A 16,167-nucleotide genomic window follows, 5' to 3' on the forward strand; every position below is an offset into this window, starting at 1 on the left:
CCTAGCGGCTGCTCACCTGGCCGAACAGTTTCGCGATGGGCGCGAGCACCAGCGGGCGGGCGGCGTACCATCCGGCCGCCGTGATGGCGATGGCGGCCGCGAAGAGCCAGAACCCGGCCCAGTTCACCACGTCGGTGCCGCCGAACATGTGGTTCAGGTTGCGCAGCGCACCGGTCGCGAACACGAGGAACACGTGGACGAGAATGAACAGCACGAAAAACAGCATGGTCGGGAAGTGCACCGCGCGCGCAAGCTCTAACGGGTAGACCTTGTTCAGCGTTTTCGCGTTCTTCGGCCAGAACTCGCTCATGCGCGCACCCGTGATCGCAGCGACGGGGGCCGCGATGAAGACCACCACGAAGTACATGATCTGCTGCAGGCTGTTGTAGTTCACCCAGCCGGTCTCAACGGGCCAGTCGAGTGTCATGTACTGCAGGAGCGCGGAGAGCGCGTTCGGGACGGCCTCCCAACTGCTCGGCACGATCCTCATCCAGCGGCCGGAGGCAAACAGCAGCACCACAAAGATGAGCCCGTTGGCCAGCCACAAAATGTCGAGCGACTGGTGCAGCCACAGGTTGATGCTGATCTTCTTGCCACCGCGCTTCGGCGTCCAGTACGCCGGCGGCTTCTGCTGCGTGCGTACCTGATAGCCGGAGCGAATGATGAGCACCATCAGGAAGATGTTCAGGAAGTGCGCCCACTGTGCCCACCATGGGAAGCCGGGCTCCACCGTATCGGGCAGGTCATAAGCGCCGGGGTATCTCTCAAGGAACTCGGGCACGCCCGGCAGCGTCGTCACGCCGCGCGCGGCGAGCACAAGAATCGCTGCGGCGGCCACTCCGCCGACGCCGAAGAGCACGACGAGCTTGATCCACTGGCCCAGGGTACGTGAGCCGTAGAGCCTTGCCTCGGCCTTGGGCTTCACGGGCTTTTCGACGGCGGCGGGCCGTGCCGCAGGTGCCGGGGCGGCGGGCCGTGCCGCGGGCGCTAGGGCGGTCGTGGCCGCGGGTGCCGCGACGAGGGCAGGCTGTGCCACCGGTGCCGGGGCGGTGACGGCGGGCGGTGCTTCGGGCGCCGGGACGGCGGCGGCCGCGGGTGCGGGTGCGGGTGCGGGTGCGGGTGCACTCGACGCCGAGGGCTCCGTCTCGACGTCGGCCTTCACCACGCTGGCAGCCGGGGCAGGGACAGCGTCGGCAACGCGTTCGGGATGTGTCTGCACCGCAGGGGCGGCAGCGACCGCCGGAGCAAGCCCAGCCGGCGGCCACGGCTCGCCACCGGGAACACGGGGAAGCCCGCGACGCAGCGAGGCGGTTCCGGTCGTCCGTGTGGCAGGCGCGGCTGCCGGAGCAGCTGCAGGCGCCGCCGCCGCCGGCATTGCTGCTTTCTCAGCAGCACCAGCCACGGCAGCATCTGCGGCCACATCTACGGCAGATGCCGCCGTGGCGCCGATGGCCGGAGCCCCGGACAGAGCCGCCACCGGTACCGGAGCTTCTCCCGCTGGCGGCCAAGGTTCACCGCCCGGCACGCGCGGCAGGCCGCGGCGAAGCTGCCGCGCCACCGCGGCGCCTGGAATCACCGCCGGGACCGGCGCGGACAGCGCCGCACCCGGCGCCGTTTCCTGGACAGCAGCCGGGGCGGAGGGCGCGGCGGCAGCGGGGGCGGAGGGCGCGGCGGCAGCGGCCGATTCCACCCCGGAAACTGACGTCGACAGATCGGCCGCTTCTGCCGCTTCTGCCCCTTCTGCCGCTTCTGCCGCTTCTGCCGCTTCTACCGCTCCCGCCGCGGCAATGCTGGCGGGCGCCTGGCCCGCTGGAGGCCAGGGTTCGCCACCTTCGACGCGCGGCAGGCCCCGCCGGATGGACCGAGACAGAGTTGCCATCGCTACTTCTTCCGGGCCTCAAGTGCGCTAATGAGCTGGGGAACAACCTTGAAGACGTCGCCGACCACACCGTAGTCCGCGACCTCGAAGATCGGCGCGTCCCCGTCCTTGTTGATGGCGACGATCATCTTCGCGGTCTGCATGCCGGCCCGGTGCTGGATCGCGCCGGAAATGCCCAGCGCGACATACAGCTGTGGTGACACGGAAACCCCGGTCTGGCCGACCTGATGCGACGTCGGGACGTAGCCGGCATCCACCGCGGCGCGCGACGCACCAACGGCGGCACCGAGGGTATCGGCGAGCTGTCCAACGAGTGCGAACTGTTCTTCCGAGCCGAGGCCGCGGCCACCGGCGACAACCTTCGCGGCACCACGCAGCTCCGGCCTCGAAGTGGCAGCAGGCGCCTCCTCGAAGGAGTCGATCCGCGCGGCCGGTTTCGCGGAGCTTGTCACGGCCAAGGTCTCGGACTCTTGCGGCTGAGCCGCCGCCCGCGCCTCGATGGAGCCCTGGCGGACCGTAATCACCGGCGCCCCAAACGTGGACGTCGACGTCACGTTGTAGGCGCCGCCGTAGACGGAGTGCTGTGCCACGACGCCCTCGTCATCACGGGACACACCGACCGCATCGGAGGAAATCGCCGCACGCGAACGGGCAGCGTAACGTCCGGCGAGGTCGCGCCCGTTCAGGGAATGCGAAATCAGGATGGCGTCCGGCTGCACCTGCTCCACGGCGGCGGCAAGCGCGTCAACGCCCGGCACCCCAAGCACGGAAGGATCCGGACTCTCCGCGATGAGTGCGCGCGCGGCACCAAGGGCCGCGGCCTCCGCGGCGGCGGCGCTCCCGGCGCCGGGTGAGGCAAGCACCAATGCAACCGGGGTGCCAACGGCAGCGGCGGCACCGAAGAGCCCGGCCGCAGCCTTCTCGAGTTCACCGGATGCCCGGGCTTCCACGACAACGAGGATTGCGTCACGAGGGAATTCAGTCATGTCGTTGATCCTTAGGCCAGTCGGTTTTCGATCAGGAACTCAGCGAGCTTCTCGCCGGCATCACCCTCGTCGATGATCTTCACGCCCGCCGCGCGCGGGGGCCTCTCCGCAACGGTCAGCATGATCGAACGCGCCGCCTCCGGATTGTCGGCCGTGACCCCGAGGTCCGCGAGGGTCAGGACCTCAAGGGGCTTCTTCTTCGCGGCCATAATGCCTTTGAAGTTCGGGAAGCGCGCCTCGGGAAGTGCCTCGGTAATGGATATCACCGCGGGCAGGTTGGCTGAGACCTTCTGCACGCCGGAGTCAACGGCCCTGGAGCCAGACACCGCACCGTCGCTGATCTCGACGGAGCTGAGGCCGGTGGCATGCGGCACGTCAAGCAATTCTGCAAGCATCGCGGGAATCATGCCGCCGGATCCGTCAGTGGAGACGTTGCCGGTGATCACCAGGTCAAACCCCATGCGGCGGATCGCTGCGGCGAGGGTTTCAGCGGTAAGTCCAAGATCCGCACCCCGGAGCGCCTCGTCAGAGACGTGGGTGGCGCTTCCCGCGCCCATCGCAAGCCCCTTGCGGATGGTTGCCGTCGCACCTTCGGGGGCGAGGGAAAGAATCGCGACCTCAGTGCCCTCGTTCGCGTCGGCGTGCGTCAGTGCCAGCTCCAGGGCCCGCTCACCGATCTCATCAATGACTGCCTCGCTGACTCCTCGATCGGCGAGGCCGGTTTCAAGGTTCAGTTTTCGGTCCCCGTACGTGTCGGGGACCTCCTTTACTAGGACGATAATCTTCATCGATGGCTCTTCCTGTGGCGGCTTGTCCCTGGAGAGGAGACATTGTCGAACCCATCGAGTCTACGAAACTAGTGCCCTTTCCGACTGACAGAGCCCGTGTCGTGACGTGAAGTGCCTCGCCATGGGACCGGGATCAAGGTAAAGCCGGACGTCCCGTTGACAACTGCAAAACGTTTTGTGTAACGTGTCTCACACCAGATACAAAACGTTTTGCAAAGGGAAGTCAATGACGACAAGAGTGGGAATACGCGACGTGGCCAAGGCCGCCGGGGTCTCCGTCACCACGGTGTCGCATGCCCTGAACGACGCCACGAGCTTCCGGGTGAAGGCAGCGACGCAGCAACTCGTCCGGGACGTGGCCAGGGATCTTGGGTACGCCCCGAACAAGATGGCCAGCGGACTGCGCAACCAGCGCTCCCAGATCCTTGGCCTGGTCAGTGACGAAATCACCACCACCCCCTTTGCAGGCGCCATGATCCGCGGGGCGCAGGACGCCGCCTACGACCGCGGCTACGTGGTGATGGTGGTCAACTCGGGCCTGGACAGCGAGCTGGAAACCCGTGAAATCAACATGCTGCGGCAGCACCAGGTGGACGGCGTGGTCTACGCCAGGATGTACCACCAAAGCGTGCAGGTCCCCGCAGAACTGGAGGGCCTTCCCACCGTGCTGCTGGATTCCACCACTGACGACAAGTCCATTTCCTCGGTTACCCCCGACGAGGTGGGCGCCGCCGAGACGGCCGTTGAAGCAATCATCCAAGCGGGCCACACCCGGATCGGGATGCTCAACAACATCGACGACATCCCCGCCACGCACGGCCGCAGGGAAGGCTTCCTCAACGCTCTCCGGCGGCACGGCCTGCAGCACGACCCCCGCCACCTCGTGATCGGCCAGCCCGAAACCACGGGAGGCCGCGAGGCCGCCCTGGGCCTGCTCGGTCAGCCCGACCGCCCCACAGCCCTGTTCTGCTTCAGTGACAGGGTTGCCATGGGCGCCTACCAGGCGGCCACCGCATTGGGGCTGCGCATTCCGGAGGACGTGTCCATTGTGGGAATCGACAATCTCGAAATCATCGCGGACGCCCTTTGGCCGGGGCTCACCACCGTCGCCCTTCCCCACTACGAAATGGGCAGTTGGGCGGTCCACCGAATCCTGGACGACATCGAAAATCCCGGCACACCCGCAGTCCAGACGCAACTGGACTGCCCCCTGATTGAGCGGGGGTCGCTCGGGCCGCCGCCAAGTTAGCCGATTGCCGGCATCACCACACCGTTCCACTGCTCCGCCGCCCGGGGACCGCAATAAGAAGGGACGCAGCCGTTGCACCGGCCGCGTCCCGAAGGACCCGGGGCAATCTCCCACGCCCAAATTCAGCAGAAAGATTGACCATCATGAACAAGCGATTCACCCGGATCCTCGCCACCAGTGTAGCTGCGGCGGCACTTGTCGGCTCCCTGGGCGCCTGCGGCAAGGGCAGCGCCTCTGCCCCGTCCGCCGGCTCCAATGAGATCACCATGTGGACCCACAACGCGGGCAACGCCGAAGAACTCAAGGCGGTTGAAAACATCGTCGATTCCTACAACAAGAGCGCCGGTGCCAAGGCCAAGATCAAGGTCCAGGCGTTCCCGCAGGACTCCTACAACGACTCCGTGGTCTCGGCCGCGGCCGCCGGAAAGCTCCCCTGCATTGTTGACATCGATGGCCCCAATGTTCCCAACTGGGCCTGGGCGAAGTACCTGACACCCCTGAAACTCGACGCGGATGTTTCCAAGAACCTGCCGAGCACGGTGGCCAAATGGGAGGGCGAGACCTACGCCGTTGGCACCTATGACGTCGCACTGGCGATGCTCGCACGCGCCTCTGACCTCAAGGCAGCCGGTATCCGCGTCGCCACGGTCGAAAAGCCGTGGACCAAGGACGAGTTCCAGGACGCGCTGACCAAGCTCAAGGCGCTGGGCAAGTGGGAATACCCGCTGGACATGGGTACCGCCGGAACCGGCGAATGGCTGCCCTACGCCTACTCCCCGTTCCTGCAGTCCTTCGGTGGGGACCTGATCAACCGCGACGGGTTCCAGTCGGCAGACGGCGTCCTCAATGGCGACAAGGCCATCGAGTGGGCCCAGTGGTTCCGCGGCCTTGCCGACCAGGGCTTCATGGCGAAGAAGAGCGGCAAGGACTCCACCCAGGACTTCCTCAACAACAAGAGCGGCCTTCTCTACACCGGCTCCTGGGCCGCGGACAAGGCACGCGCAGCGGTAGGTAAGGACCTCGTGGTCATGCCGTCCGTGGACCTCGGGACCGGCCCCAAGATCGGCGGCGCCTCCTGGCAGTGGGGCGTGACCAGCGGCTGCAACAACTCCGCGGCAGCCATGGACTACCTGTCCTACTCGCTGAAGCCGGAAAACCTGGCCGCGGTGGCGAAGGCAACGGGCACCATCCCGGCCACCGACGAGGCCGCTGCCCTGATCCCCGCGTTCGCCAAAGGCGGCACAAACCGGATCTTCATGGAACTTTCCCGCAACTACGCGGTGATGCGCCCCGAAACCCCGGCCTATCCCTTCATCGCCACCGAATACGGCAAGGCTGTCCAGGACATCCTGGCCGGCGCCGACCCCAAGACGGCGCTGGACAAGTCGGTCAAGGCCATCGACGCCAACATCAAGTCCAACGGCGGCTACAAGAACTAGCCGGCTGCCAAACGGTACTTTCGACGGCGGTGCGCAACCGCCGTCGAAAGTACCTCAGGCCCTGACTGTCGACGGAGAAAACCATGACAACCACCCAACTCCCCTCCCCCGGCCGCCGTCTGGCGGACCCGGCCCCGGCCGCACCGCCCAGCAAACCGCGTCGCCGGCCGCGCCACCTTCGCGAACAGATCAGCGGGTGGGGCATGATCGCCCCGGCCGCGGTCCTCCTGCTCGCCTTCGTCTTTCTCCCGGCGATCCTGGGCTTCGGCCTGGCATTCACGAACGCCAGGCTTGTTTCCCCGCGGCCCGTCGAGTTTGTCGGCACGGACAACTTCGCGCGGCTCTTCGCGGATCCCGTGTTCTGGCGCTCACTGCTGAACGTCAGCTACTTCGCCGTCGTGGTGGTGCCCGTCCAGTCCGGACTCGCCCTGGCGATGGCCCTCCTGATCAACAAGAAGTTCCGCGGCGTGAACTTCTTCCGCACCATCTACTTCCTTCCCGTGGTGACGTCCATGGTGGTGGTGTCCCTGCTGTGGATGTTCATGTACCGCAAGGACGGCCTGATCAATGAGTTGCTGTCGGCGGCCAGTTTCGGCCTCATCAACGGCCCGGACTGGCTCAACGATCCCACCACCGCCATGCCGGCCATCATTGCCCTGTCCATCTGGCAGGCCGCAGGCTTCCACATGATCATCTGGCTCGCAGGCCTGCAAAGCATTTCCGGGGAACTCTACGAGGCCGCCCAACTCGACGGGGCCAGCCGCTGGCACCAGTTCCGCTTCGTGACCTGGCCCGGCCTCACCCACACCCGCACCCTGGTCCTGGTGACCATCACCATCCAGGCGCTGGGGCTCTTCGACCAGGTCAGCGTCATGACCCAGGGCGGGCCCCTCGATTCCACCACCACCATCATCTACGAGGCGGTGCGCTCCGGCTTCAAGCAGCAGGAGACCTCCTACGCCTCGGCCATCTCGCTCGTGTTCTTCGTGCTCGTCCTGCTGATCTCCGCAGTGCAGCGCTACCTGACCCGAGAGAAGGACTGACGTGAAACAGACACTCATTTCCAAGGGTCTCGGCAATGCCGCGACCACGGCGGTCCGCCTCCTGTTCGCCGCCGTCGCCGCCTTCCCCATCGTGTTCATGATGGTGTCCTCGCTCAAGCCGGACCAGCAGATCTTCGGCGACATGTCCTCGGTGGCGGCGTTCCTGCCGGTCGGCAACATTTCGCTGGACAACTACGCGGCCGTGTTCGACCGGGTGCCGGCCGCCCGCTTCCTGATGAACTCCATCGGCATTTCCGCGGTCACGGTGGTGCTAGGCATCTTCATCAACAGCCTATGCGCGTTTGCCCTGTCCCGGATGGAGGTCCGCGGCAAGCGCGTGGTGTTCACCGCGATCCTCGCCACCCTCATCGTGCCCTTCCAGACGCTGGCGCTGCCGCTGGTGTGGTGGGTCAACCAGCTGCCGTACTTTGAGCTCAACGGGTTCAGCCTCGAGATCTCGAAGGGCTGGCTGGACACCTACCAGGTCCAGATCATCCCGTTCATCGCGAACGCGTTCTCCATCTACCTGTTCCACCAGTACTTCGAGTCCATCCCGAAGGAACTGGACGAGGCCGCCCGGATCGACGGCGCGGGCTGGTTCACCATCTACCGCAAGGTGGTCATGCCGCTCGCGGGACCGGCGACCGCCACCGTGGCCATCCTGACCTTCCTGCCCGCCTGGAACTCCTACCTCTGGCCGCTCATGGTGGTCCAGTCCGAGGAACTCCGCCCGGTGATGATCGGCATCCAGTACTTCTTCCAGCTCAACGTCTCCTGGGGCGAGGTGATGGCTTACGCGTCCCTCATCACCATTCCCGTGGTGGTCCTTTTCATCGCGTTCCAGCGATCATTCATCAACAGCATCGCCTCCAGCGGCGTCAAGGGCTGACCAGCCTCCTCACGCGAAAGCCTGCAAAGAACCCTCATGAAAACACTCACAGAACTCGACTGCCAGTACCGGCCAAAGTGGCACTACTCAGCGGAGCGCAACTGGCTCAACGACCCCAACGGGCTGGTCTACGCCAACGGCATCTACCACCTCTTCTACCAGCACAACCCGCACGGCGAGGAGTGGGGCAACATGTCTTGGGGCCACGCCACCTCCACAGACCTGCAGCACTGGGACGAACAACCCGTGGCCATCGCCTGCGATGAGCAGGAGGCCATCTTTTCCGGCTCCGCGGTGGTCGATGTCCACAACACCAGCGGCTTCGGCGTCGGAGGCGTGCCCCCGCTCGTGGCCATCTACACCAGCGCGTACTCGCCCGCCTCACCGCTAGCCGGACGGCAGGCTCAGTCCCTCGCCTTCAGCACGGACGACGGCGCCACCTGGACCAAGTACGCCGGGAACCCGGTACTGGACCGCGCCTCCGCGGACTTCCGCGACCCCAAGGTCTTTTGGCACGACGGCGCCGCCGGCAGCTACTGGGTGATGGTCGCCGTCGAGGCGGTCCACCACGAGGTGGTCCTTTACAAGTCGGCTGACCTGTTGGCCTGGGAGTACCTGAGCACCTTCGGCCCGGCGAACGCCACGGAAGGGGTGTGGGAATGCCCGGACCTGTTCGAACTGCCGGTGGACGGCGACGCGTCCAACACCCGGTGGGTCCTGGTGGTCAACCTGAGCCCCGGCGGCATCGCCGGCGGATCGGGCGGCCAGTACTTCATCGGAACCTTCGACGGCGTGACGTTCCGTTCCGAAACCACCGTCACCGACGGCGTGCAGGCCGACGACAGCCGGATGGCCGACTACGGGTGGCTCGACTGGGGCCGGGACTACTACGCGGCCGTGTCGTTCAGCAACGTCCCGGACGGACGGCGGCTCATGATCGGCTGGATGAACAACTGGCAGTACGCCGCCTCAACGCCCTCGGACGGCTGGCGCAGCGCGATGTCCCTGGTCCGCGAGGTCAGGCTGGTGTGCCGCGGCGGCCGCCCGGTGCTGGTGCAGGAGGCGGTGGACCCGTTCCACACCCACGGTACCGAGGTGTTCGCGCTGGACCGGCAGCCGTTGGCGGACGGGGTGACCTGGCTTCCGGCCGAGGCCTGCGGTGATGTGCTGCGAATCGATGCGGACTTCGAGCCCGGCACCGCCGGCAGGGTGGGTCTGGTGCTCCGGGCCGGCATCGAATCGGGCGGGGAATCCGGCTCCAGGTCCGGGCCCGGAGCCGGAGCCGGAGCGCGCACTGTCCTGGCCTACGACTGCCGCACGGCGGAGCTCAGCCTGGACCGGACCGGATCCGGCAACGTGGGGTTCCACGAGTCGTTCCCGTCGGTGGAGCGCGTTGCCGTGTCCTTGGAGGACGGCCGGCTAAGGCTCCGGGTCTTCCTGGACCGCTGCTCGGTCGAGGTCTTCGCGCAGGACGGCCTGGCCACCATCACCGATCTGGTCTTTCCCGCGAACTCCGGCACCGCCGTCGGGCTGCTGGCCGAAGGCGAGGGCGGCACCCTGGCGGGCCTCGCCGTCCTCGCCTGAGCGGCTGAAAGGGCCCAAAGCCAGCGACGGCGGGGGGCAGATCCGTGTCGAAACGAAGCCGGTCCGCCGGACCGCTGCCGGCCATCTGCCGTTCACCTGCCCGTATCGGGGCTTAATTACCGGGAAGTAACGTTGCGATCTCTTGTTGAGATCCAACCTTTGAGAGGCTCCCGAATGAGCACGACTCACACCCGAGGCATCCTCACGGCCGCCGCAGCAATCGTCCTGGCCGCGTCCGCAATCAGCATCACCGCGGCCGCCCAGGCCGCAGACAACCCCACCGGCGCCGGCAACCACGGTGACAGGAACACGGCCCTGGCCGACGCCTTCAACGGCGTTGACAGGAACACGAACTGGCAGCAGACGTCGAAGCTGAAGCTGAATTTCCCGACGTACCACACGGAGGGAATCGCCTACAGCCAGGACCACATCTTCCTCTCGGCCGTTCAGATCATCGAACCGACCGTGAAGTTCCCGATCCCGCAAAACGGCTTCGACCGCACCCCCGGCAAGGGCGTCGGCCACCTGTTCGTCATGGACAAGTCCGGCGCCCTGCAAAAGGACATCGTCCTGGGAGAGGGCGACATGTACCACCCCGGCGGCATCGACTTCGACGGCACCAACGTCTGGATCCCCGTGGCCCAGTACCGGCCGGACAGCAGCGCCATCATCTACCGAGTCGACGCGACCACCCTGGAAGTGCACAAGCAGTTCGAGGTGAAGGACCACTTCGGCGGCATCGTGATGGACAAGCAGACCGGCCACCTGGTCGGCAACACCTGGGGCTCGCGCCGCTTCGCCGAATGGGATCTGCAGGGCAGGCAGCTCTCGACCTGGCAGAACCCGAACTACTTCATCGACTACCAGGACTGCCAGTACGTGGCCAACTCCCGGATGCTCTGCAGCGGGATCACCAACCTCCCGCAGACCCCGGCGGCCGGCGGCACCGGCGCCACCTACGAACTCGGCGGCATGGCGATGATCGACCTCAAATCCCGCAGCGTAATCCGCGATGTCCCCTTCCAGCAGTGGTCCACCGCAGGCCATGTGGCCACGCGCAACCCGTTCAAAATGACGGCCGACGGCGGGCACCTCACCATGAAGGTGGCCCCCGACAACGGCGAGGAAGGCAACGGCACCGAAATCCTCACCTACGAGGCCACCGTCACGCCGGCCAAGTAACGCGGGCCGGTCACCCAAGCAGCATACGAATGCCTGCCATCAGCCGCCGGCATCCCTGAACACCAACGATTGGCTACCCCCATGCCTCATCCAGCACAACGATTCACCCGGAAGCGGGTCGCCGCCACGGGCGCGGCAGCCCTGGCCGCCTCGGCACTGACAGCCGGAATGTTCGGTATCGGCGCAGGTCCGGCCTCCGCCGGTGAAAACCACAACGGTACCGCGACGCCAATCAAGCACGTGGTGGTGATCTTCCAGGAGAACGTTTCCTTCGACCACTACTTCGCCACCTACCCCAAGGCCGCCAATCTCCCGGGTGAAACCCAGCAGGGCACCGGCACCGCGACGGCCTCCTTCGCCGCCGCCAAAAACACCCCCAAGGACATCAACACTCTGGCCACCGCCGGCCTCCTGGCACCGAACAACCCCAACTCTGCGCAGCCTGCCCGGCTCTCGCCGGCGCAGGCCGTCACCTGCGACCAGGACCACGGATACACCGCCGAGCAGAAGGCATACAACGGCGGGGCGATGGACAAGTTCGTCGAGTTCACCAGCCGCGACGCCTGCGGCACCAACCAGTACGGCCGCCCCGGCCTCACCATGGACTACTACGACGGCAACACCGTCACCGGCATCTGGAACTACGCCCAGAACTACTCCATGAGCGACAACCACTTCAGCACTGTCTTCGGACCCTCCACACCCGGGGCGCTGAATCTGGTATCCGGCCAGACCCACGGGGCCACCGCGTACACCGCCGCAGGACAACCTGTGGCCACCCCGGCGGCCGGCAGCAGTGCTGTCAGCCTGCCGGATGCGAACGGCGTCGGCACCGTCATCAACGACCCGGACCCGGTCCACGACGACTGCTCGAACAGCAGCCACGCCAAAACCGGCAACCTGGCCGGCATGAGCGGCAGGAACATCGGCGACCTGCTCAACGCCAAGGGCACGTCCTGGGGCTGGTTCCAGGGCGGTTTCACGCCGACCACCGCCGCGACCGCGGACTCCCCGGCGTCGTGCCTGTCCAGCCACACGAACGCCGCCGGCGCCAGCGTGGTTGACTACTCCCCTCACCACCAGCCGTTCCAGTACTACGCCTCCACCGCCAACCCGCACCACCTGGCACCGGCGTCCGACGCGGAAATCGGCCACAACGGACAGGCGAACCACCAGTACGACCTCACCGCGTTCAACAAGGTGGTCAACACCGACAACATGCCCGCCGTGTCCTTCCTGAAAGCGGGAATGTTCCAGGACGGCCACGCCGCCTACTCTGACCCGATCGACGAGCAGAACTTCATCACCAGCACCGTGAACCAGATCCAGAAATCCCGGAACTGGGACAACACTGCCGTGGTGCTTGCCTACGACGACTCGGACGGCTGGTACGACCACGTCGCCGCCAAGGCAAAGAACTCCTCCAACACCGCCGACGACGACGCCTGGTGCCAGCACGCCGCAGCCAGCGGCGTCCCGATGGCCGGCGGCTACGCTGACCGCTGCGGCCCCGGCCCGCGCCAGCCGCTGGTAGTCATTTCCCCCTACGCGAAGAAGAACTTTGTGGACCACACCCAGACCGACCAGGCGTCGATCCTGCGCTTCATCGAGGACAACTGGCACACCGGCCGTATCGGCGACGCCTCCGCCGACGCCACCGCCGGGTCGGTGAACGCCATGTTCAACTTCGGCAGACAGCGCAACGACCAGGTCCTGCTCAACGAACAGTCCGGCGCCGTCGCCTCCACCGAACACGGCAACAACAACTCCCACAACAACTCCGGAAAGTAAACACCTGCAACAGCACGGTCCTGGACCGCCGGCAAAACACCCCCCTTGGAACGCCACCCGGCTAACAGCCGGGTGGCGTTCCTGTCCGCGCCGCCTCAACGACTCGTCCTCCACCCGCGGCATCAACAGTTTGTTGACAACAGGATGTTGATGCCAGAAGCTGGTGGTGTTGAGGGGTGCCGAGCCGACGGGAAAATGGAGTCTGGAATGAACGAGACCGACGGGACCCGTCCGGGCGGCGACGCTGCGGAGGCTCAGCGCCAAAGCCAGGCCACGCGGATGTTGCTGGACCGGGGCGCTTCCGAACTGCCGCCCCGGCCCTGGCTCGGTGAGCGGCAGCCCCCTTCAGCGAGTGACCTGATCCAGCACGTCCTGTGGCGGTCCAACGGGACCGGCCGCGGAGAGCCGGTGGATGGTCTGGACGTGCGGGCCGCCCTCACTCTTGTGTCAGCCGCGCGGGCAGAGATGGATGGCCTGGAAACGGCACTCCTGTTCCTGGCGCGGGCCGAGGGGCTGACCTGGCCCCAGATTGCCCAGAGCCTTGGGCTCCGCTCGGCGCAGGCCGCGCAGCAGAGACTGGATCGGCTGTCCGGCAGGCCCGAGACGGGTGTGGTGGGCTGACGTGGAATTCACTCCTCAGGCCAGTGCCGGAAGGGAAGGCCGCGATCCCGCCGGCGCGGTTCTCACCGGCATCGGCGCCAGCCCGGGCACCGCCTGCGGGACGGCCCGGACCGTTCACAGCGTCGACGAATTCTCCGCGGTGGCCCCCGGCGACGTTTTGGTCTGCCGCACCACTGACCCCGCCTGGACGCCGCTGTTCGGGATCGCCGCCGCCGTCATCACAGAAACGGGCGGGATGCTCTCGCACGCCGCCATCGTGGCCCGCGAACAGGGCATCCCCGCCGTTCTGGGGGTGGCCGGCGCCCTGACCCGCATCACGGACGGAACGACGCTCGTGGTCGACGGAACCCACGGAACCGTCCACGCGAAACCGGCAGGTCGCGTGGCAGGTCCATGATGGGCCCGCAGCAGCCATCCATGCTGCTCACCCTCCACGCCCTGAGGCTGCTCGGCTTCGCTGACACTGAGTCAGTTGCCGCCCGGTTTGGCCAGGATCCGCACGACGTCGAACGGCTCCTCATTTACGCCGGCGCGAACGGGTGGGCGTCGCGCTCCTCATTCGGCGGAAACCGGGGCTGGTCCCTGACCGTGGCCGGCAGGACTGAAAACGAACGGCTCCTGGCCGAGGAGCTGGACAGCGTGGGCGGCCAGGCAGCAGTCACCGCCGTGCACGCGAAGTTTGCACCGCTGAACGCAGGAGTCGTGGCCGCCTGCAGCAAACTCCAACTCCGCTGGCTCGCCGAGGGAAGTCAGTCCAACGATGGGATCGACGAGCCAACACAGCAAACCTTCACCCAGGCATTGGCGTCCTTGAGCGATCTGGAAGTCCGCCTGACCGCTGTGTTGCCGCGGTTCAGCGGATACGCGGAACGCCTCGAGCTGGCAGTGGAAAACGCAGCCACGGAGCCAGCGTGGCTCACCGCCACAGACCGCGACTCCTTCCACCGCATCTGGTTCGAATTGCACGAAGATCTCATGGCCACCCTCGGCATCCGGCGATGAACGCCCCAGCACGACCCCAAAAGTGACAGCGGAACCGCGGTCAACCGGTGCTGGATGACCCGCGCGCGGCGGCTTGGACCTGTGTGACGGGTTTGGTGGCGGGCATGCCGAGCACGGCGATGACGGTGAGGACGGCGGCGATCATGACGGCCAGGAACACGGCGGACGAGGCCGCCACGATGGTGTGGGGATCCGTGTCGCCGTGCGGGGTGCCGGCGTAGACAGCGTTCGCTATCGCACCGAAAACGGCGACGCCGATGGAGCTGCCGATGGATCGGGCGAAAAGGTTGGTGCCCGTGACCACGCCGCGCTCGTTCCATTCGACGCTCGTCTGGGCGGCGATCAGGGTTGGGGTCGCGACCAGGCCGAGTCCGAGCCCGACGATGAAGCAGCTGACGGCGACCAGCGCAACGTTGGGGACGGAGGCCGTGACGGCCAGGACTGCTGTGCCGATGACGGTGACCGTGATGCCGATCAGGGCAGTGTTCCGGAACCCGATGCGCAGATACAGGCGGCCCGATTGGGAGGCACTGATCGGCCAGCCGATGGTCAGCGCTGCCAGGGCGAGTCCGGCCACGATCGGGGAGGTCGAGAGGGCTCCCACGAGGAACGTGGGAACGTACGAAGTGATGCCCAGCATGACCGCTCCGACCCCGAAGGCGACCATCGCCGTCGTCGCCAGCAGCCGCCGGGAAACCACCCACGGCGGCAGCACCGGCTCCGCCGCCCTCCGTTCGACGAGAATAAACGCGACGAACAGGAGGGCACCGCCGGCGAACACTGCGTCGCTGATGGCGGAGTCCCAGGCCCAGGCCTGGCCGCCCTCGAGGGCCCCGAGAATGAGCAGGGTGAGCGACACGGTGAGCAGCCCCGCGCCGAGATAGTCGACCCGGTGCTTTACGGGCTCGATGTTCTCGTGGAAGGACCGGACCAGCATCCATCCGGCCACCAGGCACAGCGGGATGTTTACAAGGAAAATGCCGCGCCAGATGCCGAGTGAGGCAAACACTCCCCCGAGCGTCGGACCCACCACTGAGGAGACCGCCCACACGCTCGCCAGGTAGCCCTGCACCTTTGCCCGCTCGGCGAGGGTGTAGATATCGCCGGCGATGGTGATGGCCATCGGCTGGACTGCGCCCGCGCCCAGGCCCTGTACCACGCGGAAGGCGATGAGGACCGGCATGCTCCAGGCGACTCCGCACAGGATCGAGCCGAGCAGGAACAGGCCGATTCCGATCAGCATGATCGGCTTGCGGCCGATGGTGTCCGAGAGCTTCGCGTAGACCGGGACGGACACGGCCTGCGCCAGCAGATAGGCGGAGAACAGCCACGGGAACGACGTGAACCCGCCTATGTCGTGCACGATCGCGGGCACGGCTGTCGCCACCACGGTCGCGTCGATCGCCACCAGGCCGGTGGAGAGCATCAGGGCGATGAGGACGGGTCCGCGTTTGGAGCGGAAACCGACTCCCTCGGCAGGCATGGTGGTCACGTGCATCACTCCCATCGGCGCCCGAAGCGCGGTGCGTGAACCGGTTACGGCCCCGACAACATAACTTCCCCGTTCGACAAATTAGTCCCGGTCCAAGATCTTGCAGCCCGGGCAGACGGGAGATTGACCGGCTTGTCCCTTCAAATGGCGTTCCACCGCGGCTTCCTGATCTGTGAACTATTCCGAAGAACTCCGATGACACAAATGATCAGAAGGCTTAGC

The 16,167-nt window shown here is 66.4% G+C and carries 14 protein-coding genes; 10 read left to right on the forward strand and 4 right to left on the reverse strand.

Annotation, left to right across the window (positions count from 1 at the left end):
- Position 1 precedes the first annotated feature (1 nt).
- From AC1D1A_RS13820 to AC1D1A_RS13830, 3 genes are read right to left on the reverse strand one after another with little or no spacing between them, the layout of a single operon-like run.
- Positions 2-1,879, reverse strand: coding sequence for a cytochrome b/b6 domain-containing protein (locus AC1D1A_RS13820; RefSeq protein ID WP_476947945.1), 1,878 nt, complete (start codon positions 1,877-1,879; stop codon positions 2-4).
- A 2-nt stretch (positions 1,880-1,881) separates the two neighbouring features.
- Positions 1,882-2,865: an electron transfer flavoprotein subunit alpha/FixB family protein gene (locus AC1D1A_RS13825; RefSeq protein ID WP_230010901.1), complete on the reverse strand. Its 984-nt coding sequence runs from the start codon at positions 2,863-2,865 to the stop codon at positions 1,882-1,884.
- 11 nt (positions 2,866-2,876) lie between these two features.
- Positions 2,877-3,653 (reverse strand): electron transfer flavoprotein subunit beta/FixA family protein, encoded by a 777-nt coding sequence (locus AC1D1A_RS13830; RefSeq protein ID WP_476857587.1) that lies wholly within the window; start codon positions 3,651-3,653, stop codon positions 2,877-2,879.
- 226 nt (positions 3,654-3,879) lie between these two features.
- Between AC1D1A_RS13830 and AC1D1A_RS13835 the strand changes: the two genes are divergently transcribed.
- The 10 genes from AC1D1A_RS13835 to AC1D1A_RS13880 all read left to right on the forward strand — a co-directional run bounded on the left by AC1D1A_RS13835 (position 3,880) and on the right by AC1D1A_RS13880 (position 14,453).
- Positions 3,880-4,902 carry a LacI family DNA-binding transcriptional regulator gene (locus AC1D1A_RS13835; RefSeq protein WP_476947946.1) on the forward strand — a complete coding sequence of 341 codons (1,023 nt, stop codon included), beginning with the start codon at positions 3,880-3,882 and terminating at the stop codon, positions 4,900-4,902.
- Between the two features lie 143 nt (positions 4,903-5,045).
- The gene (locus tag AC1D1A_RS13840; RefSeq protein ID WP_476871411.1) at positions 5,046-6,341 is read left to right on the forward strand and encodes a sugar ABC transporter substrate-binding protein; all 1,296 of its coding nucleotides are present in this window, start codon (positions 5,046-5,048) and stop codon (positions 6,339-6,341) included.
- Positions 6,342-6,424: 83 nt separating this feature from the next.
- Positions 6,425-7,384 carry a carbohydrate ABC transporter permease gene (locus AC1D1A_RS13845; protein ID WP_476947947.1) on the forward strand — a complete coding sequence of 320 codons (960 nt, stop codon included), beginning with the start codon at positions 6,425-6,427 and terminating at the stop codon, positions 7,382-7,384.
- 1 nt (position 7,385) lies between these two features.
- Positions 7,386-8,273: a carbohydrate ABC transporter permease gene (locus AC1D1A_RS13850; RefSeq protein ID WP_439954127.1), complete on the forward strand. Its 888-nt coding sequence runs from the start codon at positions 7,386-7,388 to the stop codon at positions 8,271-8,273.
- A 36-nt stretch (positions 8,274-8,309) separates the two neighbouring features.
- Positions 8,310-9,857 (forward strand): glycoside hydrolase family 32 protein, encoded by a 1,548-nt coding sequence (locus tag AC1D1A_RS13855; protein ID WP_476947948.1) that lies wholly within the window; start codon positions 8,310-8,312, stop codon positions 9,855-9,857.
- Between the two features lie 174 nt (positions 9,858-10,031).
- Positions 10,032-11,039 carry a DUF6454 family protein gene (locus AC1D1A_RS13860; protein ID WP_476947949.1) on the forward strand — a complete coding sequence of 336 codons (1,008 nt, stop codon included), beginning with the start codon at positions 10,032-10,034 and terminating at the stop codon, positions 11,037-11,039.
- A gap of 81 nt (positions 11,040-11,120) precedes the next feature.
- The gene (locus AC1D1A_RS13865; RefSeq protein ID WP_476947950.1) at positions 11,121-12,830 is read left to right on the forward strand and encodes a phospholipase C; all 1,710 of its coding nucleotides are present in this window, start codon (positions 11,121-11,123) and stop codon (positions 12,828-12,830) included.
- A gap of 207 nt (positions 12,831-13,037) precedes the next feature.
- Positions 13,038-13,451 (forward strand): hypothetical protein, encoded by a 414-nt coding sequence (locus AC1D1A_RS13870; RefSeq protein WP_476947951.1) that lies wholly within the window; start codon positions 13,038-13,040, stop codon positions 13,449-13,451.
- A gap of 1 nt (position 13,452) precedes the next feature.
- Positions 13,453-13,848 (forward strand): PEP-utilizing enzyme, encoded by a 396-nt coding sequence (locus tag AC1D1A_RS13875; protein WP_476947952.1) that lies wholly within the window; start codon positions 13,453-13,455, stop codon positions 13,846-13,848.
- Positions 13,849-13,868: 20 nt separating this feature from the next.
- Positions 13,869-14,453 (forward strand): hypothetical protein, encoded by a 585-nt coding sequence (locus tag AC1D1A_RS13880; RefSeq protein WP_476947953.1) that lies wholly within the window; start codon positions 13,869-13,871, stop codon positions 14,451-14,453.
- Between the two features lie 40 nt (positions 14,454-14,493).
- Here AC1D1A_RS13880 and AC1D1A_RS13885 read toward each other — a convergent pair whose 3' ends face one another.
- On the reverse strand, positions 14,494-15,951 hold the full coding sequence (locus tag AC1D1A_RS13885; protein ID WP_476857596.1) for an MFS transporter: 1,458 nt from the start codon (positions 15,949-15,951) through the stop codon (positions 14,494-14,496).
- Positions 15,952-16,167 lie beyond the last annotated feature (216 nt).

It is taken from the genome of Arthrobacter sp. P1_B9 (genome assembly GCF_056406495.1).

What these genes read in the sequence shown, in the direction of transcription:
- AC1D1A_RS13835 (WP_476947946.1), top strand. Translation starts at nt 3,880, where the DNA reads ATGACGACAAGAGTGGGAATACGCGACGTGGCCAAGGCCGCCGGGGTC.
- AC1D1A_RS13860 (WP_476947949.1), top strand. Translation starts at nt 10,032, where the DNA reads ATGAGCACGACTCACACCCGAGGCATCCTCACGGCCGCCGCAGCAATC.
- AC1D1A_RS13845 (WP_476947947.1), top strand. Translation starts at nt 6,425, where the DNA reads ATGACAACCACCCAACTCCCCTCCCCCGGCCGCCGTCTGGCGGACCCG.
- AC1D1A_RS13870 (WP_476947951.1), top strand. Translation starts at nt 13,038, where the DNA reads ATGAACGAGACCGACGGGACCCGTCCGGGCGGCGACGCTGCGGAGGCT.
- AC1D1A_RS13885 (WP_476857596.1), bottom strand. Translation starts at nt 15,951, where the DNA reads ATGCACGTGACCACCATGCCTGCCGAGGGAGTCGGTTTCCGCTCCAAA.
- AC1D1A_RS13840 (WP_476871411.1), top strand. Translation starts at nt 5,046, where the DNA reads ATGAACAAGCGATTCACCCGGATCCTCGCCACCAGTGTAGCTGCGGCG.
- AC1D1A_RS13820 (WP_476947945.1), bottom strand. Translation starts at nt 1,879, where the DNA reads ATGGCAACTCTGTCTCGGTCCATCCGGCGGGGCCTGCCGCGCGTCGAA.
- AC1D1A_RS13880 (WP_476947953.1), top strand. Translation starts at nt 13,869, where the DNA reads ATGCTGCTCACCCTCCACGCCCTGAGGCTGCTCGGCTTCGCTGACACT.
- AC1D1A_RS13865 (WP_476947950.1), top strand. Translation starts at nt 11,121, where the DNA reads ATGCCTCATCCAGCACAACGATTCACCCGGAAGCGGGTCGCCGCCACG.
- AC1D1A_RS13825 (WP_230010901.1), bottom strand. Translation starts at nt 2,865, where the DNA reads ATGACTGAATTCCCTCGTGACGCAATCCTCGTTGTCGTGGAAGCCCGG.
- AC1D1A_RS13830 (WP_476857587.1), bottom strand. Translation starts at nt 3,653, where the DNA reads ATGAAGATTATCGTCCTAGTAAAGGAGGTCCCCGACACGTACGGGGAC.
- AC1D1A_RS13855 (WP_476947948.1), top strand. Translation starts at nt 8,310, where the DNA reads ATGAAAACACTCACAGAACTCGACTGCCAGTACCGGCCAAAGTGGCAC.